This is a genomic window from Bacteroidales bacterium (genome assembly GCA_018334875.1).
Taxonomy (GTDB): Bacteria; Bacteroidota; Bacteroidia; order Bacteroidales; family UBA12077; genus JAGXLC01.
This window is the reverse complement of record JAGXLC010000031.1, coordinates 1-26,282: the sequence shown is the minus strand read 5'-3', so window position 1 is coordinate 26,282 and position 26,282 is coordinate 1. Positions and strand designations below refer to the sequence as shown.

Genomic DNA, 26,282 nt, shown 5'->3' with positions numbered 1-26,282 from the left:
CTCTTTGCCATGGACGTGCGGCAGGTGCTGCATTATTTGGGCGAGATCACCGGCGAGATTACCACCGACGAGATCCTGGGCAACATCTTCGCCAATTTCTGTATCGGGAAATAGCAGAGACAAGACATTGCCTTGTCTCTAAAGAACAGATCTGTTTTTCCTTTATTCCTTCCGTGCCTTGTTCCAGATTATCTGTCTGAATACAAACCAGAGAAGACCTGAAATAACGAACAGCGCAAGACCATAAAGAGGGGCGATGAACGAAACGCGAAGACCTCCCGCCAGCATGGAAGACGAAATATCCTTCATCGTCTCCATGACCCCCAAGGCTTGAAATAAACCGATAACTTGTCCCAGCACCCCCAAAAGGAAGGCAAAACTTCCTGTGAAAAGAATAACCTCATTCTCTTTCTTCAGTTTACCGATTGTCTTCTTTTTCTTTACAAGATCGTAAATAATGCGCACAGTCATTATTATAACCACAATCCACATAAGATAAACGAGTGACATAAAACCCGGTCCGCCTTCATAAAAATGTTTAAACACCATAACAATAAATTTTTTGGTTCATAATACAATCAATATTAGCTCTTATTCATGAACCTGAAAAATTTTTTAGGTCAATATACAATCTTCCATCCCAGATAACAAATAATCGCCTCTCAGCTGAAAAATATCCGTTTAGGGTGCAAAAGATGTTCTTCACATAAAATTCCCGAAAACATAGAACACTTTGAAGAATTCATTTTATCTTTGATTCTAATGGAGAAACAGAATATCAACACCTTACTGACTGTTAAAAACAACTGGATTGGGCACACGATCTATTGGATGGTTGCTGCCTTTTTGATGTTTTTTATCTTCAGCAACAGGAATTATGACGTTCAGATAAGATTGGCGCTGGTAGGGCTGCTGATCATTACCAGCTATTTGATATCCATGGCAGTGAACAATTATTTGATCCCCAAACTGCTTTTCCAGGGCAAAATAAAACTATTCATCTATTCTCTTTTTGCTGTGTTCATACTCACCCTGTGGCTTATTACCTTATCCATTATTCTCATTCTTCTCTACAGCTTGAATTACCTGCCCGAGGCCGTGACGCCAACAAGGGAAGACCTTCTTATACTCATATCCGGGAACTACCTGGTCGTGATTCTTGCCGCGGTGATCCATTTCATTAGCGAATCATACAGCAGAATGCTGGAAAAACAAAAAGTAGAAATGCAAAAACAGGAAACAGAAGAGAAACTGAAAGAGGTACATCTCCAACTGTTACAGGGACAGCTTCACCCCCATTTCCTGTTTAATATGCTGAACAACTTATATGGACTGGTTAAGGAAGATACAAAAGCCTCGAGAGAAGTAATCATAAAGCTTTCCGATCTTCTTGATTACATGCTTTATGAATGCAATAAGAATGAAATTGAACTCACTGAAGAAATACAGTTCATCCAAAATTACATTGAACTGGAACGACTGAGGCACGATGAGGATTTTAATGTTCGGTTTGATTTTCCTGAAAATCCAGGGAAGGTTAAAATAGCACCGCTTATTCTGTTTCCCTTTGTTGAAAACGCCTTCAAACATGGCTTTCGGAATACCGAAAATAATGCGATCCATATCGAATTAAAAACCGATGAAGAAAAACTTATTTTTCGTGTCTCAAACAATGCATCAGAGTCATCATCCGATCCCTACCTGAACCAGGAAAACAAAGGCATCGGTTTAAAAAACAGCAGGGAGAGGCTTAATCTCTTATATAAAGACAAATACAAGCTGAATATTGAACAGCAAAATCAAACCTACTCGGTTCACCTGGAAATAACATATAGCTAAATGTCTGAAAACAAAACATACAAGTGCATAATTATTGACGATGAACCCATTGCAATCAAAGTGATCCGGGATCACCTGGAGAACTTTAGTAATGTGGAATGCCTGCAAGGCTTCACAAAAGCGTTGGATGCCATTGAGGTCCTGAACAAAGAAGACATTGACCTGCTTTTCCTGGATATTAACATGCCCGGCATTTCAGGTGTGGAATTTCTCAAATCCCTGCATTTTCCTCCAAAAGTCATTTTCACAACGGCCTACCGGAATTTTGCTGTCGATGCTTTTGAATTGGATGCCCTGGATTACCTGGTAAAACCCATCTCTTTCGAACGCTTTTTGAAAGCTATGAATAAGTTTTTTGCCAGCATGCAACAAAAGGTGAATCAACCTCAAACTCCCCAGGACAAAAAAAAGGCGTACATTGTTCTGAAGGCAGACAAGAAAAATCATAAAATTTCTCTGGATGATATCTTATACATCGAAAGCCTCGATAACTATATCAAGGTGCACACCACGGAGACATCCATCATTTGCTACGAAAGGTTATCAGGAATAGAAAAAGAACTGCCCGGAAGCGATTTTATTCGTATTCACCGCTCCTACATCATCAACCTGAACAAAGTAGATGTCTTTACGGCTTCATACATAGAGATCGGCGATATGAACTTCACCATCGGACGGAATTATAAAGAATATGCCCTGAGAAGACTTGAGAAAGGGTGATGATTTACCCCGGGTGCTGAGATCATAGTGTCAAAAACGATCTATCTTTTTTATAATTAACATATGAAAAATCCCACTAAAAGCGGACTAATAAAGGTATAGGGTGGCTTCTTCACCCCCGACAAATCGGGGTGCTAATCTCATAACAATAGCAACACACACGGCTTTAACCCATGAGAACAGGAGGATGTCTAAAAAGATGCTTTAATGTATTCCACGCAAAGGTCTGCAAAGATTTTCGCAAGGACCAAAGTTTAATTTGATGAACCATAATACTTTGCGACCGTTTCGTCAGCGTTCTTTACGTGAACACATTTTTTTACTTTTTAGACATCCTCTACCGGTACTCATCAACCGACCGTTCCAAATTCACCGCCTGCCACCACCCATCGCCGGCTTTCCCTATCGTGGCCTGGTCGGCTACGGTTGCTTTTGCCGGTTTTAATGCGAACACGCTTCCACCCGTCATCCCCCTGCTGTTTCAAAGGATGTTGACAGGCCATTTATATCTATTTTTCACACTTATTACATAAAAATACTCGGTTTTCATTGGCTACGCTTAAATGAACTGATTGCCTGTGACCCCCAGGTTGAAATCCGCTGATATGAGCATTTTATATGAAAATCGACTTATTCCTCTCAATATAATTTTTGAGCGATGCTGGCTTTCTGCCTAATATCTTCTCAATACTATCCGATGTCTGAGAAACCTCTCCTTTTTTGATTTTTCCAAAAACGGCGATCATAGCATCGATATAATCTTTTGAGAATCCACGCTTCTCCATTTCCATCCTGTAAGCTTTATCATCCGGCTCTTTGTATACAATATCCTTGTCCAGAACATCTGAAAAAATATCAGCAGCCTTATGAAGGTCCATAGCCTCCGGGCCTGTGAGGTATATGGTTTCTTTGTTGAATTTAGATAAATTCTCAATTACTTCAGCCGCAACCTTGCCAATATCATGGGTGTCTAAAAATGGAGCTTTCCCTTTTCCCGTTGGCAGAAAGATTTGGTGCTGATCCCGGATATCTTCCTTTTGATACATTTCAAAATTCTGCATGAAGAAGTTACCGCGCAAAAAGGTGTAGGCTCTGCCGCTATTTTCAATGATGCTCATAATGTTGGGGTAAGATGCAATAAAAACAAAATTTTCCACCCCATAATCAATGGCTTTCTCCACCAGAGGGATTAATAATTTTTCAGCACCCGGGGTTGCTGAAGGACCACACAAAAACAGGGTTTCAACACCTTTGAGAGCTTCGGAAAACCCCGTCCGATCTTTAAAATCGAGGGGTATAGTTTCGGTTTCGAACCCGAACTTCTCAAATGCTTTTTCAGCATCTCTTGTTGCAGCCGTAAATGGAATCCCTTTCTCATGCAAAGCTTTTGACAGGGGTAAACCAATATTTCCTGTTGATGCCGTCACTAAAATTTTAGATTTAGTCATATCCATTTCGTTTTTACATTTTAGGTATGAATAATTTCTATTAAATTGATAAAACAAGCGGGAAAATTTATAGTTCAAATGAAGAGGCTATCCTTCTCGGTGTCCCGGGGCCACCCGGTTTACGGTTCTTCCCGATGGAATAATCGGGACAGACTGTACCAGGTGGTTCATTAAATTCTGGGCAATAGCGGATATTTCTCTTTTCCAGTCCTGGCAATCTTTTGAACGCTGCTTCCTCAGTGTGCCGACCTGGAAAATCGATGTCCTTTCCAAACTCGCATGGCGTATACAGGCTGCCTATAGTTTTTTAATTGACCCGCCCTGAAAGTATTCAAAAACCGCTTGCAACCATCCACCCTAACCTGGCCTGGACGGCTCCGGATAAATAACCGCAGGGTGTTTGCCTTTTTACCGGGGAAATATTATTCTTTTTGAGGCTTTTATCATTCTTGATTAATCTGGCTGATATATTCCAGGGGAGAGGTACCAAACAATTCTTTAAAGGAACGATAAAAATACGTACGGTTTTTAAAGCCTGTTTTGTAGATAATTTCCGATACATTAAGGTCTGAATTAAGCAACAAATCAGCGGCTTTTTTTATCCTTAGGTTTTTAATGAAACCATGCGGGGTAAACCCTGTAAGCGCCTTCACTTTAAGATAAAGTAGGGTTCTCCCCATGTTAAGATGCATGGCCAGGTTATCAGCATTCAGGTTCTCATCCTCAATATGCTGTTCTACATATTCATAAAGGGCCTTTACAATACGTGCATCCGTGTCATGCAATTGATTTAAGGGTGGCTGCATGGATGGGGTGGTCGATTGAAATGTTTCTCTTATCTTATTGCGTCCTTCAATAAGTTTCCTGACTCTTACTTTGAGGTGCCTCGGATCAAAAGGTTTGGGGATGTAACTATCTGCACCCGAAGCAATTCCTTGGATGCGGTTTTCCAGTTCACCTTTGGCTGTCAGTAAAATTACCGGAATATGGCATGTTCTCCAATCTTCTTTAATTTTTTCTGTGAGTGTAAGCCCATCCATTTCGTCCATAATAATATCGCTAATCACTATGTTTACTTCTTGCGAATTCATGATATCCAAAGCTTTGGTACCATTAAGGGCTTTTAATACGGCATAATCCGGTTGCAGGATGTCTGCTATCAAATTAAGTATTTTTTCATTATCATCTACTACCAGAACGGTCTCCTTTTGTTCATCATCAGAAGCCGGCATTGAAGTGTTGAAATCGACATAGTCGGAAGCAATAAATTTCTCGCTGGCATGTTTATGCAGTTGAAGCTCATCAATTACCGTATCCCCGGTTTTTTCATCTTCCGTGTAAAAGGTTTCTGAAAAAGGAAAAACTACAGAAAATGTTGACCCTTGATTTTTAGCGCTTTGCAGTTTTATAGTCCCTTTATGGAGTTCTACCAGGCTTTTGGTGAGCGAGAGACCCACCCCTGAACTATCAGCCATTTCCTCCTCATGCCTTTCCGGATGTTTTTGATGATAAAACCGGTTAAAGATTTTTTCCTGATATGCCTCTTCGATTCCCTCTCCTTTGTCAGATACGGAAACACGGGCATAATGACCCTGAAAATCCAGGCGAACGATAACCGAGCCATGCTTATAAGAATACTTAATGGCGTTGGAAATCAAGTTCAGAAAAACCTTCTCCATGATGTGTGCATCAAACCAGCCCATTGCCGCTTCCCGGGGGGTGTCAAAAGTAATTGTGACAGATTTTTCCTGTGCATAATGTTCAAAAGCATCTGTAAGGCTTTTAAGAAAAGCCGAAAAGTTATCGTATTTTACTTTTAATTTAAAATGGCCGGTCTCCACTTTCCTGAAGTCGATTAATTCGCTTATAAGATGTAATAAACGGGTTGCATTGCTGTATATAGAATGCAAATAAGGCATAAGCGCCGGATATTTATTTTTATGCTCCATGATCTTAGCTGCCGGTGCCATAATAAGAGTAAGCGGTGTACGAAATTCATGCGCGATATTTGTAAAGAAGCGGAGCTTATATTGGTTCATTTCCTCGATCTTTTGCATTTTCATGCGTTCCATTTTGAGATTATGGCGAATTTGCATTCTACGCTTGATGATATAGGCAAACAAGATCAGCATTCCGATTATCAGGATTCCATAAACAGCATAAGCCCAAGAAGTTTTCCAGAAAGGAGGATGTATGATAATCCCTAACGTGCGGGCGTGTTGGTTCCATATACCATCTTCATTTGTCCATTTTATTCTGAATTTATATTTTCCTGGTTGGAGATTTGTAAAAGTGGCTTCATTGCCCTTTCCTTTAATTATTTTCTCCTTTTCGGCATTCTGCAATGAATAAGCATACCTGCATTTTTGCTTGTTATGATAGTTTAAAGTAGTAAATGCTATTTTAAAATAATTTTGGTTATACTGTAATTCGATATTTTCATGCATATCAATATTCCCTTTGGGGAATGTAATTCCGGTTTCACCGGGGACCAGTAACTTAAAATCAGTAATAGCCAGGCGCGGGGAATAATCCGAATCCCGGACAGAATCCGGGTAAAATTTATCAAAGCCATCTACCCCCCCAAAGTAGAACATGCCTGAATGTTGGCCAACACATGCAGTACCGTCGGTAAATTCATTATTCTGCAAACCATCCGATTTGTAAAAAGTGCGCACCGTGCTGTCAGAAGGATTCAGTTTTACAAGGCCATTATTGGTACTCAGCCAAATATATCCATCACTGTCTCCTAAAATAGAATGGATGGTATTGTTGGGCATATCAGGTTCGATATAGTGGGTAAAACGATGGGTATTGTTTTTTAGCTCAAGGCGGTTAAGGCCGCCACTGGTGCCAATCCAAAGTACATTCTCACTGCCTTTCCATAAACTTAATACATCGTTGTTGTTAAGCGAATTGCGGTTACCCGGATTGTTCTGAAATGCTTTTAGCTTTCCCGTTTCCTTTTGCAACCGGTACAATCCTGCACCCCGTGTTCCAAACCATATTACACCCGGTTTAGTTTCAACCACAGAATAAATAATATTGCTTTGCAACACAGCGCCTTCCTTCATACCGGTATGATAGCGGCTGTAATTTTGCAGTCTGTACTGCCCGTTGCCTGTTTTTTTTACAGACAAACGAAACAGCCCGTATCCACTGGTACCTATCCACAAATCGCCTTGTCGTCCTTCCATGATCGCATAAACCAGACCGATATCTAATGGACGGTTGTTGGTAAAATCTTCAGGAAAGTGAAGGATATTTCCGGTAGATCTTTCATACATATCCATGCCTTCCCCATCCAGGCCCATCCAGATATTTCCATATTTATCCTCTTCAAGCGATAATACGGCATTATTCGTAAGGCCCCGTCGGGTATTGTATACCGTTGTAGTTCCCGACTGCTTATTGATAAAATTAAGGCCGTCCCCCCGTGTACCAACCCACAGATTCCCTGTTGAATCTTCATAGATTGCACGTACCACATTATGGCTGATCTGCCCTTTGTTTAGTGGTCCTTTGCCGACTGAATGGAAATGATTATCCTTCATGATGTACTTGTAAACACCATCGCCGTCTGTACCTATCCATAACAAATCAGGGTCAGTTTCCACAATTGTCCAGATTTTTAATTGCTTGTTGCGAAGTTGCTTAAGGGGTTTGTGTACAAGTTGAAAAGGACGTTTCCTGTTCGGATGAAACTTAAAAATATGTCCGCCATCAGTGCCCCCCCACAAGTAATTGCCATTTTTACTTTTTGAGAGCGAAGTAATACGAAAGACCGTAGTGTCGACATTGTAGCTCCTGTAATTTTCGCTGTTTAAATCCAGGCTTAGAAGTCCACCTTGCTGAGTGGCAATAAAAAAAAGGGGTGCTTCCATTTGCCTGAAGAACCAATGATGCTCGTAATCGTATTTAATCGAATCAGGCAAATGAATCCTGAGTTCAATGCGCCAGTATTCATTTTGGCTAAGGCCGTAGAGGGTTCCGTTGCTTTTAAGTATCCACAGGAGGTTATCAACAAACCATGCCCCCTTCACCTTTTGAAGAAATCCGGGATGCCCTTTTACCCTTATCGGTTCCGAAAAGTTGCCACTGCTGTAATTAAATGAGCGAATACCATCCCCATATTTATTGCACCATACGGAGGAATCCGGATCAAGGAAAGCATGATAGCGATTCTCCATATATTTTTCTGATGAATCGGTGGTTAAATAAGTACGAAATGTTTCGCTGCTGTCATTGTATAAGTTTACCCCGTCTTCCGTAACAATCCATAAATTTTGTTGTTTGTCCTCCAGAATGTTGCGAATAATATTGTTACTTATGCTCCCCTCTTTAAATGCTTCCGGTTTGAATACCTTGATGTTACTCCCGTCATAGCGGTTCAGACCATCCCACGTACCCAGCCAGATAAAATCCTCTGAATCCATATAAACGGTGGTAACTGCGCTGTTGGACAAGCCGTCAGCATTCCCGATCCTGTCCATTCGCCAGTTTTGTCCATAACCCTGTATGAAAAGAAATATAAAGCAAATATGTAAAAGCGGTTTATGGCCCATGGTTTATAATATAGTGACGAGCAACTGTAATCTCTAATACGTAATATAAAAAAAATTGTTGATTTTACCAATTTCCGGGTAGGAAAAAACCGGCGGCAACAAAGTTTTCAGGAGCAAGATTTAAACAGTTCGGTTATTCAATTTTTTCTCCCGTTAATACTGCCTTGCGGTACAGGCTCTGCATTTTATTCATATTTAAAAAATTTATGAATAATGCAGGTTGACCTTCATAAAAAAAAGTTGTAGATTTGTATAATTAAGTCCAAATTTTGTCCTGTCCACTGTAATCTTTCCGCATACGCAACTATGCATAAACTCATGTTTATCAGCTAAGTATTCTTAATTTATCAATTAAAAACCAAAAAAGATGAAGCGAATTGCATTGTTGCCTGTTGCACTGTTAATTATTTTTGTATTAACAGATTCTCAAACCAAAAACTGGACTTTTGGTCCCTTTGTTAGACCAGAAGGAGTTAATCCTATCATCGCCCCTGATAGCCAATCCTATTTTCATTGTCCCATGCGCGACAGTATGCTGTACTGGGAATCCATGGCTACGTTTAACCCTGCGGCAGTTGTAAAAGACAACCAGGTACATGTACTTTACAGGGCAGAAGACCTGACGGGTGAGATGAAAATAGGCGGTCATACATCCCGGCTGGGTATGGCTGTTTCAGATAATGGGCTGGATTTTAAGCGATTAAAAGAACCCGTGTTTTATCCGGAAGACGACAACCAAAAGCAATACGAATGGCCGGGTGGGACTGAAGATCCACGTATAGTGGAAACCGGGGAGGGAACTTATGTAATGACTTATACCCAGTGGAATCATAAAACACCCCGTTTAGCCGTAGCTACATCAAAAGACCTGGAAAACTGGACAAAACACGGACCTGCTTTTGAAGATGCCTATGAAGGCAAGTTTAACAGCATGCACACAAAATCAGGTGCGATAGTAACCAAAAGGGAAGGCAATCATCTGATTGCGCAAAAGCTAGCTGGGAAATACTGGATGTACTGGGGGGTACCGAAAATCTATCTTGCCACCTCCGAGAATCTGACAGACTGGGAACCTATAGTAAATGAAGATGGCAGTCTTAAGCCCGTCCTGCAGCCCCGTGAAGGATATTTTGATTCATGGCTGGTAGAGGCAGGTCCGCCTGCTATACTCACCGACCAGGGTATCCTGGTAATGTATAACGCAGGAAACAGCGCCGTAAACGGCGATCCTTCAGTGCCTGACAGTACCTATACAGGAGGACAGGCGCTTTATTCAGTTAAAAATCCTGCTAAACTGAAAGCCCGTATCGATAAACCTTTCATTCAACCTGAGGAAGAATTCGAAAAATCTGGGCAATACCCCAGCGGGACTACTTTTATTGAAGGATTGGTTCCCTTTAAAGATAAATGGTTTATTTATTACGGCACCGCCGACTCAAATGTTGGCGTAGTTTTCTGGGAACCTGAAAAATAATGCTTCGTATTGATATACCATACCATCCGCCCGGGCATCCCTCCTGGGCGGATTTTCTCATATTTTTGGTATATAAAGAACCCAAATTGCCCCATACACGAAGTGTCGGGGAAAAAAGTTGGAAGGTTTTCACCTTCCCAATACTCCGTACATGGGACAGGCTGTTCAAACCGCTCAACTTAGGCGGAAATAAACACAGGTACCTACAAAAAAATTAATATCTTATGTTATAAAAAATTTAGTATGAAAACGGTATACCTCATTGCTACGATCCTTTTAATGCCCATTTTGATTGAGGCTCAGCAAATTATTCCTGACCGCATCGGGCAAATGCCTGACAGGCCGGAACCTTATAATATTCGTAATTGGAGCAAAGTGGCCCATAGTTATGATTCGCTGGTTTTTGATACTTCATTGACCGGAGAATACCTGCCATTAACGGTAATTGATGAATCCGGGATAAACTACGACCATCCGCATATTGGTATTGCCTCTTATGTTGGACAAAATCCGCAGGAAGTTGCAGAAGCGATCAATTACTTGCCTGCACTGATAGGGGCCTCGCTCAACGGTATTGACAAATCAGATCAATTCGGTCAGAATTGGGTGCTCATGGCCGGGGATTTCTTCAACCGGGCCAACGGAGAAAATATCTATTTGAATCAATACTCCGGAAGCAGCGGCAACGATTGGTGGTACGAAACCATGCCCAATGTTTTCTTTTACCAGTTGAACGATCTTTATCCCGAAACCGGGCATTTTGCTGAACAGTTCACCAAAGTTGCCGACCGTTGGCTTGAAGCGGTAAAGGCCATGGGTGCAAACGCTACTCCCTGGCAGGTACCTTATATGAACTACCGCGCCTGGGATTTTAAACAAATGGCGCCGCTGGAAAGTGGGGTAAAGCAACCTGCTGCCTCAGGAGCAATTGCGTGGATTCTTTATCATGCCTATATGGAAACAGGCAATAAAAAATACTTGACCGGAGCCGAATGGGCGTTTGAATTTTTGAACAACCGAGAGCAAAATCCGGTTTATGAACTGCAATTTGCTTATGGTACATATACCGCAGCACGTATGAATGCAGAAGCAGGCACCAACTATGATGTGGATAAAATGGTAAACTGGTGTTTTAACCAGGGAAGTCTCAGAGGCTGGGGCATTATCATTGGCCAATGGGGCAACTACGAATGTTCCGGACTAAGAGGCGAAGCTTACGACGAAGGAAATGACTATGCTTTCCTGATGAACGGCATTCAGCAAGCAGCAGCATTAGTGCCGATGGTACGTTACCAGGAACAGTATGCCAATGCTATTGCCAAATGGATGCTCAACCTGACTAATGCTTCTGCCTATTTTTACCCGGGTTTTTTACCTGCTGACCATCAGGATAACGAAGAATGGGTCCTTACTAACACCCAGGATAGCTGCATCGCACACGAGTCGATGCGGGAGAGCCTGAACGGTAAAAGCCCCGTAGCTACAGGCGACGCAGTGAATGGCGGATGGGCTCCCACCAACCTCTCCCTTTACAGTTCATCTCATGTAGGTTATCTCGGTAGTTTAGTGGAAAAAACAGATGTAGAGCACATTCTGCGGATAAACTTAACCAGTACGGATTTCTATTCACGTTCCTTCCCTGCCTGCCTGATACGGAATCCGTATCAGCAAGATACGAGCATTACCATTGTTACAGATAGCATTGTAGATGTTTATGATGCCCTTGAAAATCAAATCATTCTTAATGATGTTTCAGGGGAAACCTCCCTCAGTATTCCTGCGGGGAAGGCACGGATGCTGGTATATTTGCCGCCGGATGCCGAATTGAAACAAAAGGGCACAAAAACATTCGTTAACAATATATGCATTGATTTTGCAAACGGCGAAGAAATCAACGACCGGCCGCCCCGGATAAAAGCCCTGAAAGCTCTGAAAAATCCTGTGGAAAAAAACGATTCCCTTTATTTGTACTGCACTGCAACTGATCCTGAAGGGCACTCGCTAACTTATAGCTGGCAACGAGATGGAAATGAAATTCAGGGAAATTCCATACTTGCTGACAAAGCGCCGGATGAAGCCGTAAACATCAATTACCGCTGTGTAGTAACGGCTAATGGTAAATCTGATACCGCCTGGCTTGAGTTGGAAGTGCTCGAAAAAATTCCGTATATCCCTGAAATCAAAAGTATCCGTGCTGATCCGCGTAAAATGGATTTGGGCGGAACCACTTCATTGGTTTGCAACGTATTTGAAAAAAACGGGGATGTGCTTTCTTTTCACTGGGAAAGTGAACACGGCCAGTTGACAAGCGATGGAAGCACTGCTAACTGGCAGGCACCAGAACAGGAAGGCAATTATACTTTAAGCTGCACTGTTTCTGATGTGGATGGCAGTACCACCGATAGCCTGTTGGTAATGGTACGCCGGTTAAGCGATATGGAAATGGGTGAGCCCGTACTCTTACTTCCTTTTAATGGAGATACCCGCGATCACAGCCAGTATCAGCAGGAAACAACAGCAAACAGTATTACCCTGGTTGCTGATAGTCTTGGGAACCCTCAAGCGGCAGCAAGCCTGAACGGTACATCATCCTATATCCGCATAACCAATGATTCCTCCTTGAAATTCAGTGAAGAACTGACTGTGGCAGGTTGGTTTTATCCCTTGCAACAGGAATACAATGAAACCTATCTCGTTTCGCATGGAAGTTGGGAAAATCGCTGGAAAATATCTTACAACCCCCCATACCTCCGCAGTACCATCAATACAACAAATGGGATATTGGACCTGGATATGGAAACACCTTTGGAAAAAGAGCAATGGCATCATTTTACTGCAGTGTATACAGGTGAAGAGATGGAATTATACTTGAACGGAAGGCTAAACAACTTTACAGCATTTAGCGGCGCTTTGAATCCCAGTACTCTGGATATGACCATCGGCAAAGCCCGCCCGGACCAGGATTACCATTTTCATGGTTACCTGGATGAGATCGTGGTTTATGATCACGCATTACCTCCTTCCGCCATTAAAACCATTTACAATAATGAAATTACTTCTGTACAAAAAGGTCCTTTGCAGGAACCCAAAATAAGCATTTATCCCCAGCCAGCGGATAAAATCCTTCATATATCTGCAAATATTCCTACATTAGCCCCTTTGTTTTATTCAGTAATTACCATAGAAGGCAGGGTTATACAAACCGGACACTGGAAATCAGGTGAGCATATACTGCTGGATACTGCCATTTTCCCCTCGGGATTGTATTTATTAAATCTAAAAACCGAACAATTCAGCCAAACTTATAAAATCATTATCCACCATCCATAAGTTTAGGTTTTAGCATCCTCTTAAATGCACAAGAAGACGCAATGGTATTTGTTCTCTTTTACCTCTTTCACATCAGAGAATTTCAAACATGCAATATACTATACACATAATGTACTATTGTAAACACAATGAAAAGAGATATGAATTATCTTGTATGTAAAACCCAGATATAGTTCAGCAGTAATCTGGCTGCGAACATATTAATAATTAAATGTGTTTATGTATTGTTGTTAATATAAAAACAAAAGAAATTGTTTATTTGAACGGAGACGATTTCAGTGGATAAAAAGGACAAAATTTTCGTAGCCGTGTTTGGCTTAACAATTAAAAAAATGATGTAATTTTTTATTTAGTAGATTAAAAAAACAAAAGGGAGCCTATTTCTTTCGGGATTTTCAGACTTAGTATGTCTGCAGGTGCTCTTATAATTGGAACTAACAAGACATACCTGATCCTGAGAAAAAGAATTATTAACCCTCAATCTTCAATTTTATACACATGTTTACCTTAAAACGGATTACAAACCATTTGAATATTAAAGTTAAAAGTTTATTAACGGGCCTTCTTTTATTGTTGATCTGTTTTAACACCTGGGGGCAGTCAGGGCCGATTAAAGGCACCGTTAAAGACGAGGCAGGCAAACCATTGCCTGGAGTGAATGTTATATACAAGGGTACCCAAAAAGGCACGAGTACAGATTTAAATGGAAATTTTGAGCTCCCTGAAAAACCAGAAGGGGTAAATATATTTGTGGTATCTTTTGTAGGATATAAAACACAGGAAATCACCATTGGCGACAAGAGGTATTTTGATATCGTCATGGAGGAGAGTGTTCAACAACTGGAAGAACTTGTGGTTGTTGGCTATGGAACGAAAAAAAAGGCCGATCTGACAGGTTCTGTTTCTTCAGTCAACATGGAAGACTTTGGACAGTTACAGGTAGATAGGATAGATGAGGGCTTGCAGGGTCTGGCTTCCGGCGTGCGTGTATCACAGGCCACAGGCCATCCCGGAGGTGAGGTGGATGTCCGTATTCGGGGTATCGGCTCGATTCACAGCGACAATGAACCGCTTTACATCGTGGACGGCATTCCAACCAAGAATGCCCTTAGTACGCTATCCCCCGACGATATCAAATCGATAAGTATCCTGAAAGATGCTTCTTCTACAGCTATTTACGGTTCAAGGGCCAATAACGGGGTGGTTTTGATTACTACAAAAGAAGGAAATAAAGGAGAAGCACAGATAGAATTTAAATTATTTAGCGGGGTACAGATGCATGGCCCGCTAACGGACATGACGAATAAAGACCAGTACATTGAAGTTTATAACGAAGCGGCACGTAACGACAATGCCGACGTGGAAATGGATTTACTGAAAAGAAACCTGATTAGTGACGAGCTTGCACAATCGTTGCCGGATATTAACCATCTCGACCGTATTTTTCGTAATGCCCTTCAGCAAAAATATCACCTGAGCGTAAACGGAGGGGATCAAAAAACCCAATACGTAGTTTCCGGCAATTATTTCAATCAGGAAGGAATACTTTTAAACAGCGGTTATGAGCGCTTTGCCGGCAAATTAAGCGTTACTTCCAAGCCGTTAAGCGGCCTTGAAATCGGTACCAACATCAATGCATCGGCAGGAACGAAAAATATTCAGGGCGCCTCAGGGGACGGCTATGGTGGTAACGGAGGCAGCTCAGTACGTTACGCGTTCTTCCGTACACCGGCCATACCGGTTTACGATGAAGAGGGGAATTTTGTGGACTTACCAGAGCATCCCGAATTTTTTGGGGATGGATACAACCCCGTGGGATTGCTTGAAAATTTTTCGAATATCAGGCATACTTACCGCTTGTTTGGGAATGTATTCACAAAGTTATCCTTCTGGGAAAATTTTACGTATACCTCCCGCCTGGGAATAGATTACAGCACAAGTAACCGTCGCAGATTTAATAAAACCTGGGGTACCAATAACCGTATAAACAACCCGAATTCGCTAACCGCCGCTGATGAGCAGTTCAACAGCTGGACCTGGAACAACGTGCTCAATTATAGCATCACGATAGGTGATAATCACAACATTACCGCTACGGTAGGATCCGAGGCAATTAAAGAATCCTGGTATAACAAGTCCACTACTGAGCATGATTTTAAAGACCAGGATCCGGATGTGGTTTACTTAGGTAATGGTCAGGGAAGTATTGGTACCTCCGAAGATAAATTTGGCAGCGCTTTGCTTTCGTTTTTTGCACGCGCCGACTATAACTACAACGGTAAATACCTTCTTTCAGCAACCATACGGGAGGATGGCTCTTCCAGACTGGCTGAAGGTAAAAGATGGGGTACGTTTTACTCTTCATCCATTGGCTGGCGCCTCGATAAGGAAAACTTCCTGAAAGATGCAGAATTTATATCGCAATTGAAAATCAGGGGAGGAATAGGCTTTATTGGAAATCAAAATATTGGCTACTACGCTTATTCCGACCAGATCAACCCGGGGTTCAATTATTCTTTTGGAGGTGTCTCGCAAAATGGTTATGCGATGACGGTTCTTGGAAATGATGATGTGCATTGGGAAACAAGTAATCAATATGATATTGGAACCGATATTTTACTATTCGATAACCGCATCGACTTAACGGTGAATTATTACCAAAAGTACACAAAAGACATGCTTACCAGGGAGTCTATACCCACTTCAGCCGGATATGCAGATCCTGCCTGGGTTAACAGCGGCCAGGTGAAAAATACCGGGTTGGAACTGCAGACAGGTTATAAAAATAAAATCGGTGACTTTTTCTACAGGATATCCGGAAATTTTGCATTCCTGAACAACGAAGTAACCAAACTTAAATCACCGATTTTAAGCGGGCGTATTGATAATGGCGTTTATGCCACTAAAACCGAAGAAGGGTATCCCATTGGCTCGTTTTATTTGTATGAAATGATTGGCATTTACCAAAATGAATCCGACATCATTACCCATGCTTATCAGGGTGAGGATATTAAGCCTGGAGATGTTATGTACAAGGATCAGAACGGCGACGGGGTAATCAATGCGGATGACCGTACTCATGTTGGAAGTGGTATTCCGGATTATACAGCCGGACTTAACCTGCAAGCTAAATACAGGAATTTTGATATCCAGGTTTTCATTCAGGGTGCTTATGGTCAGGAAATTTATTACCAGGTAGCTACCGACATCGAGGGCTTCTACCGTCCCTTCAACCTAACCATGCGCTATTACAATAACCGCTGGACAGGAGAAGGAACAAGCAATACCCAGCCCCGTGCTTCCTGGGATGCCAAGGCCAATAACACCAGGCCATCCACCCGCTTTTTGGAAGATGGTTCTTATACCAGACTGAAATCCTTACAAATTGGATACAGTCTCTCAGAATCGCTGCTTAAAAAGCTCTCGATGCAGAAAGCACGCATCTATCTTTCAGGCAAGAATTTATTTACTATTACGGATTACCCCGGTCTTGATCCCGAAATGACGGTTAGCGACAATTCAGAAGGTGAGGGCGACCGGGCTGCCAATATCGACTGGGCAACTTACCCCTCGGCCATAGGGTACAATATAGGTTTGCAAATTACATTTTAAATCAGACATTATGCGTAAAATCAAACAAATACTTATAGCACTTGTCCTTCTTCCTGTTTTTATATCCTGCGAAGATTTCCTGGACGAAGATTTGCAGGGCGTATATTCCAGCAAGACATTTTACGAAACGCCTGAGCAGGCCATTACTGCGGTGAATACCACTTATGTCCCCGCTTCTTTCCGGGAAATAAACAACTGCCTATGGGTATTTGGCGATGTAGCCTCCGATGACGCCATAAAAGGTGGTAATCCGGGAGATCAGAGTGAAATTGAGTTTATTGACAATTTCAGCGTGACTCCTGACAACGGCTTTGTGGAATTCATCTGGCAACATTATTACGAAGGCATAACCCGCGCCAACCAAGTGATTCTGAACGTGCCAAAAATAAATATGAACGATGATCTTCGCAATCGCCTTGTAGGCGAGGCCAAATTTCTACGGGCCTATTATTACTTCCATCTTGTCAATATCTATGGGGGCATTCCCCTGAAGACCAAACCAGCACTTACCTCCGAAGCCCTTCATGTACCCCTTTCAGATGTGGAGGAAATTTATTCCCAAATAGAAAAGGACCTGGAGGACGCAGCCAAAGTGTTGCCCAAACAGTACGGCGGTACGGAAAAGGGACGTGCTACCCAAGGGGCTGCCCTGGGCTTACTGGCCAAAGTCTACATGTTTCAGGAGAAATGGCAGAAGGTTATTACAACAACCAATCAGGTTCAGGACCTGAAGGTGTATGAATTACTTGACGTTTACCGTCACAATTTTGAATTGGCCTATGATAACAATGATGAGTCCATAATTGAATTTCAGCACAATAAAGGAGAAACTCCTTATGAGGGAAGCTATCTCAACCAATGGTTCAGCCCAAAGAAAGAAAACGGATATTATTTTAATACTCCAACAGAAGACCTCGTTAATGCATACGAGGTGACCAATGAAGGGATTGCAGATCCTCGGCTGGATTATTCAATCGGAAGGGAGGGTGGTCAATGGCTCAATGGCGAGGATTTTGACCCGGCGTGGTCACCTACGGGTTTTTTGACCAAAAAGCATGCTCAGCCCCTTGAAGAGGTGAGCGCCGGAACCAAAGGAGATGCAGGTCTGAATTACACCTACATGCGCTATGCCGAGATACTCTTGATGAAAGCCGAGGCACTTAATGAAGAAGATCGATCTGCTGATGCACTTGAGCCTTTGAATAAAATAAGAAAAAGAGCAAGGGAATGTTATCTATACGACAACACCTTGTCGGGATACGGCAGTGTACCCCAGGGACTTTTATCCGATATAACCGTTACCAACCAGCAAACTCTCAGGGATGTCATCAGGCATGAAAGGCGGGTTGAACTGGCGATGGAATTTCACCGATACTTTGATCTTATGCGCTACGGAGCAGAAGCTGCTGAGGCTGCTCTTTCAAATAAAGGCTTCATATATGCTGAAGATCGCTATTTCCCAATACCACAAAGTGAACGTGATGCAAATAATGCTTTATAAATTTTCAAACCCCTAAAATCATATTATTATGGAATTATTTAAATTAAACACACGCGCAATCATTCTTGCACTAATTGTTGGAATGTTTGCTGTCTCTATTAGTTGTTCTGAAGATCAAACTGAAGAAGTAACTGTAGACAAGGAAAATCTTAAACAAATGATTGACTCAGCCCAAACTTTGCTTGACAACACCACCGAAGGAACTGCAGAAGGGCAGTACCAGCGCGGTGCCAAAGATGAGCTGAAGAATACCCTGGAAAATGCCCAGGTAGTTTATGACAATGAAGATGCTACACAATCAGAAGTAGATAATGCAACTGTTGCCCTCGAAAAAGCTATTGAGGATTATCTCAGTAAAGAGATAACACCTATTGCTCCGGATGCTCTTTCAGGGCACTGGACTTTTGATGAAGGAAGTGGTTCTACTGCCAAGGATTATTCAGAGAACGGGCTTGACGGCGAATTGCTTGAAGCCCCCGACGGCTGGAATGGAGGCAAACCCGAATGGACAACAGACCGCTACGGTGATGAAGGCCAGGCCCTTTATTTTAACGAAGGAAGCCGCATTAAAGTGCCTTACAACCCGGCCATTAACCCGGATCAAATGACCATTGCCCTTTGGGTATACGCAAGCGAAGTGCTTGAAAACAACCGCTTTATAGGCCTGCACTCCTGGAATGGCTACAAATTCCAGCTACAATCGGCCAATAAAGCCTTTTTCACCGCCGCTACCACAGACGGCATTTACGACAAGGATACCGACCCTGCGCTTGAGACCGAGCAATGGTATCATCTTGCAGTTACGGTTGGCGATGGCAACATGGTCTTCTACATAAACGGTACGGAAACTCAAAAATGGGAAGATGTACCGGGTACCATGAAAACAGTTTCCGGTAACGATCTGGTATTTGGTGTAGACTGTGATAAGTATTCTTCTTCTACCGATAATTTTGATGAAAATACAGAAATTCCACTGGCCTGGGGTGGCTATTTACATGGCAAACTGGATGAAATCAGGTTTTACAATACAATCCTGACCGAATCACAGATTTCCAGTATTTACGACCAGGAAAAGCCTGAATAGTGATGATGGATTGCATTTAGAGGTTTTTTAGGATTAATTCATCAAAGGGCTGCCTTTCCGGCAGCCCCTTTTGTATATTTGTTGATAATGTGTTTTTATAGAATATTGATTAGTAGGCTTTTAGTATTGATATAAAAAAAATACAAAAGGGTTAAATAGAATATTATGAGTAAAGCAAGCAAATTGTTGTTAAGAAGCGCTTATATTGCGGCCCTTGGCGGTTTTCTATTTGGTTTTGATACAGCAGTAATCTCAGGAGCAGAAAAATCAATCCAGGAATTTTGGAGTTTAAACGGGTTTTGGCATGGTTTCACTGTCTCCATAGCTCTTATTGGAACGGTTATTGGCTCATTATCGGCGGGGAAACCAGCCGACAAATTGGGTCGTAAAAATGCTTTGTTACTCGTTGCTTCTTTATATTTTATTTCAGCTTTAGGCAGTGCATTATCCAATTTATGGATTCCTTTTATGATTTATAGATTCCTTGGAGGAATTGGGGTAGGAGCTTCCTCTGTTATTGGTCCTATGTACATTGCAGAAATAGCCCCTGCAGAAAAGCGGGGTAAGCTCGTAGCCATGTTCCAGCTCAATATTGTAATTGGTATCCTGTTGGCTTATGTTTCAAATTATATCATTTCTTTACTGGTTGAACAAGATGCCTGGAGATGGATGTTTGGAGTAGAAGCTGTACCGGCAATTCTATTCTTCACGTTCCTGTTTGGTGTACCAGCTACTCCACGCTGGTTGATCCTGAAAAATAAATCGGACAAAGCCAGAGAGATCCTAAAACATTTTAATGTTAAAAATCTTGATGAGCAGGTTAAAATCATTGAAGATTCCATTTATGCTGATCAACATATCCATACAACCAGGTTGTTTACAAAAAAATTGAAGTTTCCAATCATGCTGGCCATCCTTATCGCATTCTTCAACCAGTTTTCCGGTATTAATGCTATTATGTATTATGCCCCCAGAATTTTTGAAGTTGCTGGAGTGGCCAGAGAATCAGCACTATTGCAATCGGTTGCCATTGGTCTTACAAACATGATATTTACAATTATAGCCATTAATATCATTGACAGGTTCGGCCGGAAAAAATTATTGCTGCTGGGTGCAGCAGGGTTAACAATTACTCTGTTGATGGTTTCCCTTGATTTTATGGTAGCTTCAGAACCCGGATCTATTGTCTTAATTGGGCTGATCGGTTTCATTGCTTTTTTTGCTCTTTCTCAGGGGACAGTTATCTGGGTTTATATTTCTGAAATATTTCCTAATAGAGTTCGTGCAAAAGGGCAGGCGCTTGGAAGTTTTACCCACTGGATAGGTGCTGCTATTGTTTCCTGGATATTCCCGGTTTTTGCAGAAATAGGGAATACCACTTCAACAGGTTTGGCTTTCTTGATTTTCACTGTAATTATGGTAATACAATTTGTTGTTGTATACAAGTTTTTCCCTGAAACAAAAGGAAAATCACTGGAAGAGATACAGAATGAATTTGGATTGTAATACCACCCACCTAAAGATCATTCGCCGGCGGGGATATACTAATCAATTGTCCTAATCGGTGAAAGGTTAAGAATGTTTAACCTTTAAAGAGTAAACAGACAGAATGGGGGTAGTTGGCCTGCAGAAATTACCGAAGAGGATTTGAATAAATTACATCGTTCCAGTCGAAAAGAAGTTTTACCGTTCTATTTACTATTCTTGTAAGCTTTTTAATCTTGCAAATGTGATCTAACCCGAATTAATCGAGAATAATTCTGTTCCTTCTGATAATTTTAATATTTTCGCATGCCTAATTTCACATACTTTGTGACGGTTTTATATCAAGCCGGAATAACAATGGACTTACGTATCATAAAAATATATTTTCATTGAATAGCAGAGTCAGGACATTTTTTAAAAACAACTTTAGTTTATTGGCTTTTGGTCTGGTGTTAACTTTTTTTTCAAGTTTTGGTCAGACTTTCTTGCTTTCTCTATATGTACCTTCCATTGAAGAGTTTCTCAGTATCAGCAATGCAGAATTTGGATCCATTTATGCTGTTGCTACTATAGGAAGCGCTTTAACCTTGCCCTGGATAGGGGGCTTTTTTGATAAAACAGGCATTAAGCGCTACACGCTTATGGTTATTATGGGTTTGACGGCAGCTTTGTTATTGCCTATTTCATGATAAAGCAATCCTCTAATTTTATATATTGTGCTTTCATCACATCCTTCCCATCCCTGATGTTTTTCTTTTTTTATAATTTTTAAAACTTCTGTAAAATCTTTTATAGCACCTCTATTATCAATCATTATTTTTGAATATCCTCTATCACAAAAGGACTCTATTCTTAATATCGTTAAACCAAGTTCTACCATACCTATTTTTGGAGATATAATTGTATCATTCTGATTTGGAAAATATGATTGATATTTCTCCCTGAAATCATCAAGAAGTTTAATTAATTTGGTTTGACAATGAATTTTTTGAATACCATTCATTTCTGATTTTCTATCACGGTATTCCCAATATTTATGATGAATATAGTGATAAGTAGTATCAAAAGAATTATATTCAACCAGCTTGCCATTTTCCACATGAATAAGAGAAAAAACAGGAAATGAATAATCAAAATTCAATGGACATTCTTGAGAATTAGATTTAAGGTGAAACAATAAAAAGACAAATAAACATAAAAGCGTGATTATTTTTCCCTTTAAAAATTTTTTCGATTTCATAGTATAGCATTTATTTATAAGGGATTAATTCCAAAGATACCAGAAATCAACAGAAAAATCAAAATATATTCATTTATGTGAAAAAAGTTCTTATAAATGTAAAGAAAGCTTACTGATATATTTTGTTAACAAAACAAACTAACAAAATTTTAATAATAAGATAAATGTATTGATATTGATCCATTTTATGTTTTAAGTCTATATCAAATTAAAAAAAAATAATCAAATAGAAAGGAAGATCATTTTATACGAAAAAGGCTAACTAAAATAGCTAGCCTTTTCTAATTGTCAAAACTAACGAACCTTACTGATATTCTCTGAAATAACTTTTTAGATTCTTACCATTAAAATAAACATCACATAATAAGCGCCCATATGTGAGTTTAATTTTATTTCTTAATTCAACTGTATTACCTTCAATAAGATTTCTCAGTTTTTCCCTAGCTTCTATATATCCAGGTTGACCTTCTTCAGGCGTATTATAGCCATTGGCTCTAACTGTAGAGCCATTTTCACTATTAAAACTCCAATTGGGACTAACCTCAAATGATTCTCCGTCAATAACTTCTGTTACTCTAAAATTCATATTTTATATTATTTTTTTATTAATTAACTCAATTTATTCCATGTTGTATTCTCACATACCGGACATGGAGGTAATGTGTCTGAATCATCATCCAATCGGATAATATGGCCACATTTTGTACATTGATATCTACCTTTTCCAGGTTTTTCTCCAGTTCTATACATAATTTAATAATTTATGTTTTTGCCGGATTATTCGGTGGGTTCCGGTTCATAGACCCAGCTGCCAGTTAAAACATATTTTGACTCTACAAATAATTGTCCTATATTTGTAAAAGAATAAGGGATAAAACTGGGTGAAGCAGCCCAGACAAGTCACACACAAAATAATATCCCCAAATATGAGCGAATGTTGGCGGCCACCTTCATTCGCTTTTTTGTTTTATTACTTCATACCTTCTTTTAGTTTAAAATCAACAATCATATTATTTATAATTATTCTCAACAACAAAAATAACAATTATAAAAACGTGATTCACAATTAGTTTTCAACAACTAAAACTCTTTTCGTTAATATCTTTTTGGTATATTAACTGATATTTAGCAACTTGGAGGCATTAATCCTAATTATCAACCACATACATTGAGCCAATATTGTTTATTAATTGATTCTTTCATGGTTATGAGCTAGTAATTAACATATATTTGTTAATATATTTTATTTAATTTCTGTAGGTTACATCCTTTTTTTCCTTTTGGCTTTCATTTAATTCCACTATACAAATTCAATATTATTAAATTTGTTCTATTAATGGCCATTATTTTTGATAGAAAAAAACAACCACACATAAATTAACTTAAAAGTTAAATTTTAATTATATTTGTTGCACTTTTAAATGGAACACTACAAATTAGTAAAAGAAGAAAAATTAAGCGGAACAGAAGCTTCCGTATACTCTGTATTTCTTATTAACGAACGGGAAACAGTGTTCGATCAATTCATTAATGAAAATAAAAATTCATTTAAAGGTGAACTTAAAGACATTGTTCAACGTATTAAAGTAATAGGAAACAAAACCGGAGCAAGGGAACAATTTTTTAAACTAAAAGAAGGGAAACCCGGAGATGGAGTTTGTGCGTTATATGATCATCCTGATAAAAATTTAAGACTTTATTGCATACGCTATGGAAAGACCTTGATCATTGTAGGTGGTGGCGGAGAAAAAATAACACAAACATTACAAGAAGACTCAAAACTAAAAGAAGAAAATTATTTTCTAAGACAAGTAGCAAAAGACATACAAGACAGAATGCAAGAAGACGAAATAGAGTTTTCTGACGACTATATGGATTTAATGGGTAATCTCGAATTTAAATCTGAAGACTATGAATAAGAAAGCAGAAAATTACGCAAGTCCGGCTATAGACGAATTAATGGACGAGACAGATGAAAAGGAATACAAAAGAACTGAGAAAAGAATGATGCTCGCGGCCAGAATCGATGAGGCTAAAAAAGCAAAAGGCTGGAAGAATAAAGACCTTGCTAAAGCTTTAGGGAAGAAACCATCAGAGATTTCCAAGTATCTAAGCGGCACCCATAATTTCACTATAGATTCACTGTCTGACCTTGAAGAAGCATTAGGCATTCAATTGCTTAATGTGAAAGAAGAATCCAAGACAATTATAATCCAGCAGAATACAGTTTCAGCAAGCTCAGAGGCAGGGGACTGGGAATCAATAATGAATGTTTCAAAAACAGAAAATAGCTTCTTTTCTTTGAACTCAGAAATTAACAATTGATAATTAATCACTCTATGGCAAATACAAAAAAATATAGCAAGCCTGAATATAGGTTATCAGGTATTGAGTTATTAGACTTTCACCTGTACCATGAGAACAGACCTCAAATTGAAAGTAAACAATATCACTTCAATATTAATATAGAACACAAAATTAACATGGAGAAGAAAATAATATTTGCTATAACCTCCATTAATGTACTCTATGAAGACAAAAAAACACTTCTAGGTTCTGTCAAAGTAACTTGTAATTTTGAAGTAAAAAACCTGGAAGAATTTGCAAATCAAGAAAAGAAAATTTTTGATCTCCCTAAAGAAATGCTAATAAGTCTGAATTCTGAATGTATTTCAACTACCAGGGGTATAATGTTTGCTAATTTCAGTGGAACTTTTCTGCATAAAGCATATTTACCATCTATCGATCCAGAAAAGTTTTTAAAACAGAAAAAGTAAATATCGATTCGAAATATTTTTACAACAAATTTACACTTTCCTTTAATCTGTGTTTGGTATAATGTGCTATCATATAGAATGTCCACCATATTTAATTAATTTCTGTATCGGAAAATAGTTGATTGTGAGTTGTGTATAGCTAAGTGCCAAATATTAGAGGCCCCCATCACCTTTCAATACTTTTTAAACACCTTTAGCTGAACCTTCAACAACATTTAAAAAAGGCCGCCTGAAATTCCGGCCTTAGCATTTTTTTAGGTACAAATATGGAATGCTTTACAACAGTGCCTAGGCTAATGCCGCACTTCGATTTTAGCCCTATAAACTTTTTCTCCCTGAACCACATGCAAGATATAGAATCCATCTTCCAAATCGTTGGTTGAAATCTGGACGGATTGCATATCGGTGGTGAATTCCCTGATCAACTGGTAATTCAGATCATACAGATTATATTGATAGGGATGATCTTGTGAGGTTTGAACATAGGTTTGAGAGGGCTCGCCCGAGAGGCTATAATCCTCATCAACGGTTACTGTAACCATATCATCAGAAGGGTTCGGAGTAATGGACAGCATGCCTCCTCCACCTCCTCCGTCATCGCATTCAATATCTCTGACGGCTTCGTCACCCGCTCCTTCACCGCAAGCGTTTACTCCATTCACCCACATATGTAAAGAATCATTGCAATAAACTTCAAAAATGATGCATCCGCTTCCCTGTCCGCTTACAATATTAGCCCCTGCCACGGACCAGTCATATGAAATGGCTCCTGGAGCAGTAGCACAAGCTTCATACTGACCGCCTTCCATTACTCCCAGATCATGGCCGAAGATAAGATCGGCTGCTGCTGGCTTGCCTAATCCAATATTCTTGGTGATATCTATGGATACAAAATCCCGGATAACGTGGCTGTTATGGTGGCGTTGCCTCCTGCTGATCCATTCCATGCAGTGGTAAATACAGAGCCTGTATCGTTATCATTAGTAAATAAATTCGATGGATTAACAGACCAGGAAATATCAAGACTACTATTAGAAGGAAAATTCTCAACAAAGTATTCTACCGGCAAAGTATTACAAATAAAAGAATTTCCTGAAATATATGATGCCCTGATCGCCTCCATTAAAGCATTGCATGCGTTTAACCTGCCGTGTCCAAGTTCATCTGATATGCCATTGGAATAAGAATAGGGCCCAACATCATCAGC

The 26,282-nt window shown here is 40.1% G+C and carries 20 protein-coding genes; 12 read left to right on the top strand and 8 right to left on the bottom strand.

Going from position 1 to position 26,282, the window contains the following annotated elements; translation table 11 throughout:
• Positions 1-114: hypothetical protein (locus KGY70_04570; GenBank protein MBS3774436.1), on the top strand; the 114-nt coding region annotated here is incomplete at its 5' end.
• A gap of 48 nt (positions 115-162) precedes the next feature.
• Here the strand turns inward: KGY70_04570 and KGY70_04565 are convergent.
• Positions 163-549, bottom strand: coding sequence for a MotA/TolQ/ExbB proton channel family protein (locus KGY70_04565; protein ID MBS3774435.1), 387 nt, complete (start codon positions 547-549; stop codon positions 163-165).
• A gap of 213 nt (positions 550-762) precedes the next feature.
• Here KGY70_04565 and KGY70_04560 point away from each other — a divergent pair, with 213 nt between their 5' ends.
• Positions 763-1,839 (top strand): histidine kinase, encoded by a 1,077-nt coding sequence (locus tag KGY70_04560; GenBank protein MBS3774434.1) that lies wholly within the window; start codon positions 763-765, stop codon positions 1,837-1,839.
• Positions 1,840-2,559, top strand: coding sequence for a response regulator transcription factor (locus KGY70_04555; GenBank protein MBS3774433.1), 720 nt, complete (start codon positions 1,840-1,842; stop codon positions 2,557-2,559).
• Positions 2,560-3,173: 614 nt separating this feature from the next.
• Here the strand turns inward: KGY70_04555 and KGY70_04550 are convergent.
• Positions 3,174-4,007: an NmrA family NAD(P)-binding protein gene (locus tag KGY70_04550; GenBank protein ID MBS3774432.1), complete on the bottom strand. Its 834-nt coding sequence runs from the start codon at positions 4,005-4,007 to the stop codon at positions 3,174-3,176.
• A 443-nt stretch (positions 4,008-4,450) separates the two neighbouring features.
• The gene (locus tag KGY70_04545) at positions 4,451-8,500 is read right to left on the bottom strand and encodes a response regulator (protein MBS3774431.1); all 4,050 of its coding nucleotides are present in this window, start codon (positions 8,498-8,500) and stop codon (positions 4,451-4,453) included.
• A 439-nt stretch (positions 8,501-8,939) separates the two neighbouring features.
• On the opposite strand from KGY70_04545, the gene KGY70_04540 reads away from it, so the two are divergent.
• The 6 genes from KGY70_04540 (at position 8,940) to KGY70_04515 (ending at position 21,079) form a co-directional block, all read left to right on the top strand.
• On the top strand, positions 8,940-10,046 hold the full coding sequence (locus KGY70_04540; protein MBS3774430.1) for a hypothetical protein: 1,107 nt from the start codon (positions 8,940-8,942) through the stop codon (positions 10,044-10,046).
• 243 nt (positions 10,047-10,289) lie between these two features.
• Entirely contained in the window at positions 10,290-13,376 is a 3,087-nt protein-coding gene (locus tag KGY70_04535; protein ID MBS3774429.1) for a T9SS type A sorting domain-containing protein, read from the top strand.
• A 528-nt stretch (positions 13,377-13,904) separates the two neighbouring features.
• Entirely contained in the window at positions 13,905-16,988 is a 3,084-nt protein-coding gene (locus KGY70_04530) for a TonB-dependent receptor (GenBank protein ID MBS3774428.1), read from the top strand.
• A gap of 19 nt (positions 16,989-17,007) precedes the next feature.
• Positions 17,008-18,489, top strand: a complete 1,482-nt coding sequence (locus KGY70_04525) for a RagB/SusD family nutrient uptake outer membrane protein (protein ID MBS3774427.1) — start codon at positions 17,008-17,010, stop codon at positions 18,487-18,489.
• A gap of 28 nt (positions 18,490-18,517) precedes the next feature.
• Complete coding sequence (locus tag KGY70_04520; protein ID MBS3774426.1) at positions 18,518-19,573, top strand: FIVAR domain-containing protein; 1,056 nt, start codon at positions 18,518-18,520, stop codon at positions 19,571-19,573.
• Between the two features lie 165 nt (positions 19,574-19,738).
• Positions 19,739-21,079, top strand: a complete 1,341-nt coding sequence (locus tag KGY70_04515; protein MBS3774425.1) for a sugar porter family MFS transporter — start codon at positions 19,739-19,741, stop codon at positions 21,077-21,079.
• Between the two features lie 610 nt (positions 21,080-21,689).
• On the opposite strand, the gene KGY70_04510 is transcribed toward KGY70_04515, so the two are convergent.
• The 3 genes from KGY70_04510 to KGY70_04500 form a co-directional block, all read right to left on the bottom strand.
• Entirely contained in the window at positions 21,690-22,298 is a 609-nt protein-coding gene (locus KGY70_04510; protein ID MBS3774424.1) for a hypothetical protein, read from the bottom strand.
• Positions 22,299-22,602: 304 nt separating this feature from the next.
• The gene (locus KGY70_04505) at positions 22,603-22,884 is read right to left on the bottom strand and encodes a hypothetical protein (GenBank protein ID MBS3774423.1); all 282 of its coding nucleotides are present in this window, start codon (positions 22,882-22,884) and stop codon (positions 22,603-22,605) included.
• A gap of 23 nt (positions 22,885-22,907) precedes the next feature.
• On the bottom strand, positions 22,908-23,048 hold the full coding sequence (locus KGY70_04500; GenBank protein ID MBS3774422.1) for a hypothetical protein: 141 nt from the start codon (positions 23,046-23,048) through the stop codon (positions 22,908-22,910).
• A 671-nt stretch (positions 23,049-23,719) separates the two neighbouring features.
• Here KGY70_04500 and KGY70_04495 point away from each other — a divergent pair.
• From KGY70_04495 to KGY70_04485, 3 genes are read left to right on the top strand one after another with little or no spacing between them, the layout of a single operon-like run.
• Complete coding sequence (locus KGY70_04495; protein ID MBS3774421.1) at positions 23,720-24,217, top strand: hypothetical protein; 498 nt, start codon at positions 23,720-23,722, stop codon at positions 24,215-24,217.
• The gene (locus tag KGY70_04490) at positions 24,210-24,623 is read left to right on the top strand and encodes a helix-turn-helix transcriptional regulator (protein MBS3774420.1); all 414 of its coding nucleotides are present in this window, start codon (positions 24,210-24,212) and stop codon (positions 24,621-24,623) included. Before KGY70_04495 ends, KGY70_04490 begins: the two co-directional genes overlap by 8 nt.
• 14 nt (positions 24,624-24,637) lie before the next feature.
• Positions 24,638-25,075 carry a hypothetical protein gene (locus KGY70_04485; protein MBS3774419.1) on the top strand — a complete coding sequence of 146 codons (438 nt, stop codon included), beginning with the start codon at positions 24,638-24,640 and terminating at the stop codon, positions 25,073-25,075.
• Between the two features lie 293 nt (positions 25,076-25,368).
• Here the strand turns inward: KGY70_04485 and KGY70_04480 are convergent, their stop codons facing one another.
• Together KGY70_04480 and KGY70_04475 are read right to left on the bottom strand one after the other, a co-directional pair.
• A complete protein-coding gene (locus KGY70_04480) occupies positions 25,369-26,022 on the bottom strand; it encodes a T9SS type A sorting domain-containing protein (GenBank protein MBS3774418.1) in 654 nt (217 codons plus the stop codon).
• On the bottom strand, positions 25,956-26,282 hold a 327-nt coding region (locus KGY70_04475; GenBank protein ID MBS3774417.1), incomplete at its 5' end, for a hypothetical protein. The genes KGY70_04480 and KGY70_04475, both read right to left, overlap by 67 nt.

Bases quoted from the DNA above. Each gene is read 5' to 3' on its own strand.
- KGY70_04565 (MBS3774435.1), bottom strand. From the start codon at position 549: ATGGTGTTTAAACATTTTTATGAAGGCGGACCGGGTTTTATGTCACTC.
- KGY70_04560 (MBS3774434.1), top strand. From the start codon at position 763: ATGGAGAAACAGAATATCAACACCTTACTGACTGTTAAAAACAACTGG.
- KGY70_04555 (MBS3774433.1), top strand. From the start codon at position 1,840: ATGTCTGAAAACAAAACATACAAGTGCATAATTATTGACGATGAACCC.
- KGY70_04550 (MBS3774432.1), bottom strand. From the start codon at position 4,007: ATGACTAAATCTAAAATTTTAGTGACGGCATCAACAGGAAATATTGGT.
- KGY70_04545 (MBS3774431.1), bottom strand. From the start codon at position 8,500: ATGGACAGGATCGGGAATGCTGACGGCTTGTCCAACAGCGCAGTTACC.
- KGY70_04540 (MBS3774430.1), top strand. From the start codon at position 8,940: ATGAAGCGAATTGCATTGTTGCCTGTTGCACTGTTAATTATTTTTGTA.
- KGY70_04535 (MBS3774429.1), top strand. From the start codon at position 10,290: ATGAAAACGGTATACCTCATTGCTACGATCCTTTTAATGCCCATTTTG.
- KGY70_04520 (MBS3774426.1), top strand. From the start codon at position 18,518: ATGGAATTATTTAAATTAAACACACGCGCAATCATTCTTGCACTAATT.
- KGY70_04515 (MBS3774425.1), top strand. From the start codon at position 19,739: ATGAGTAAAGCAAGCAAATTGTTGTTAAGAAGCGCTTATATTGCGGCC.
- KGY70_04510 (MBS3774424.1), bottom strand. From the start codon at position 22,298: ATGAAATCGAAAAAATTTTTAAAGGGAAAAATAATCACGCTTTTATGT.
- KGY70_04505 (MBS3774423.1), bottom strand. From the start codon at position 22,884: ATGAATTTTAGAGTAACAGAAGTTATTGACGGAGAATCATTTGAGGTT.
- KGY70_04500 (MBS3774422.1), bottom strand. From the start codon at position 23,048: ATGTATAGAACTGGAGAAAAACCTGGAAAAGGTAGATATCAATGTACA.
- KGY70_04495 (MBS3774421.1), top strand. From the start codon at position 23,720: ATGGAACACTACAAATTAGTAAAAGAAGAAAAATTAAGCGGAACAGAA.
- KGY70_04490 (MBS3774420.1), top strand. From the start codon at position 24,210: ATGAATAAGAAAGCAGAAAATTACGCAAGTCCGGCTATAGACGAATTA.
- KGY70_04485 (MBS3774419.1), top strand. From the start codon at position 24,638: ATGGCAAATACAAAAAAATATAGCAAGCCTGAATATAGGTTATCAGGT.
- KGY70_04480 (MBS3774418.1), bottom strand. From the start codon at position 26,022: ATGGAATGGATCAGCAGGAGGCAACGCCACCATAACAGCCACGTTATC.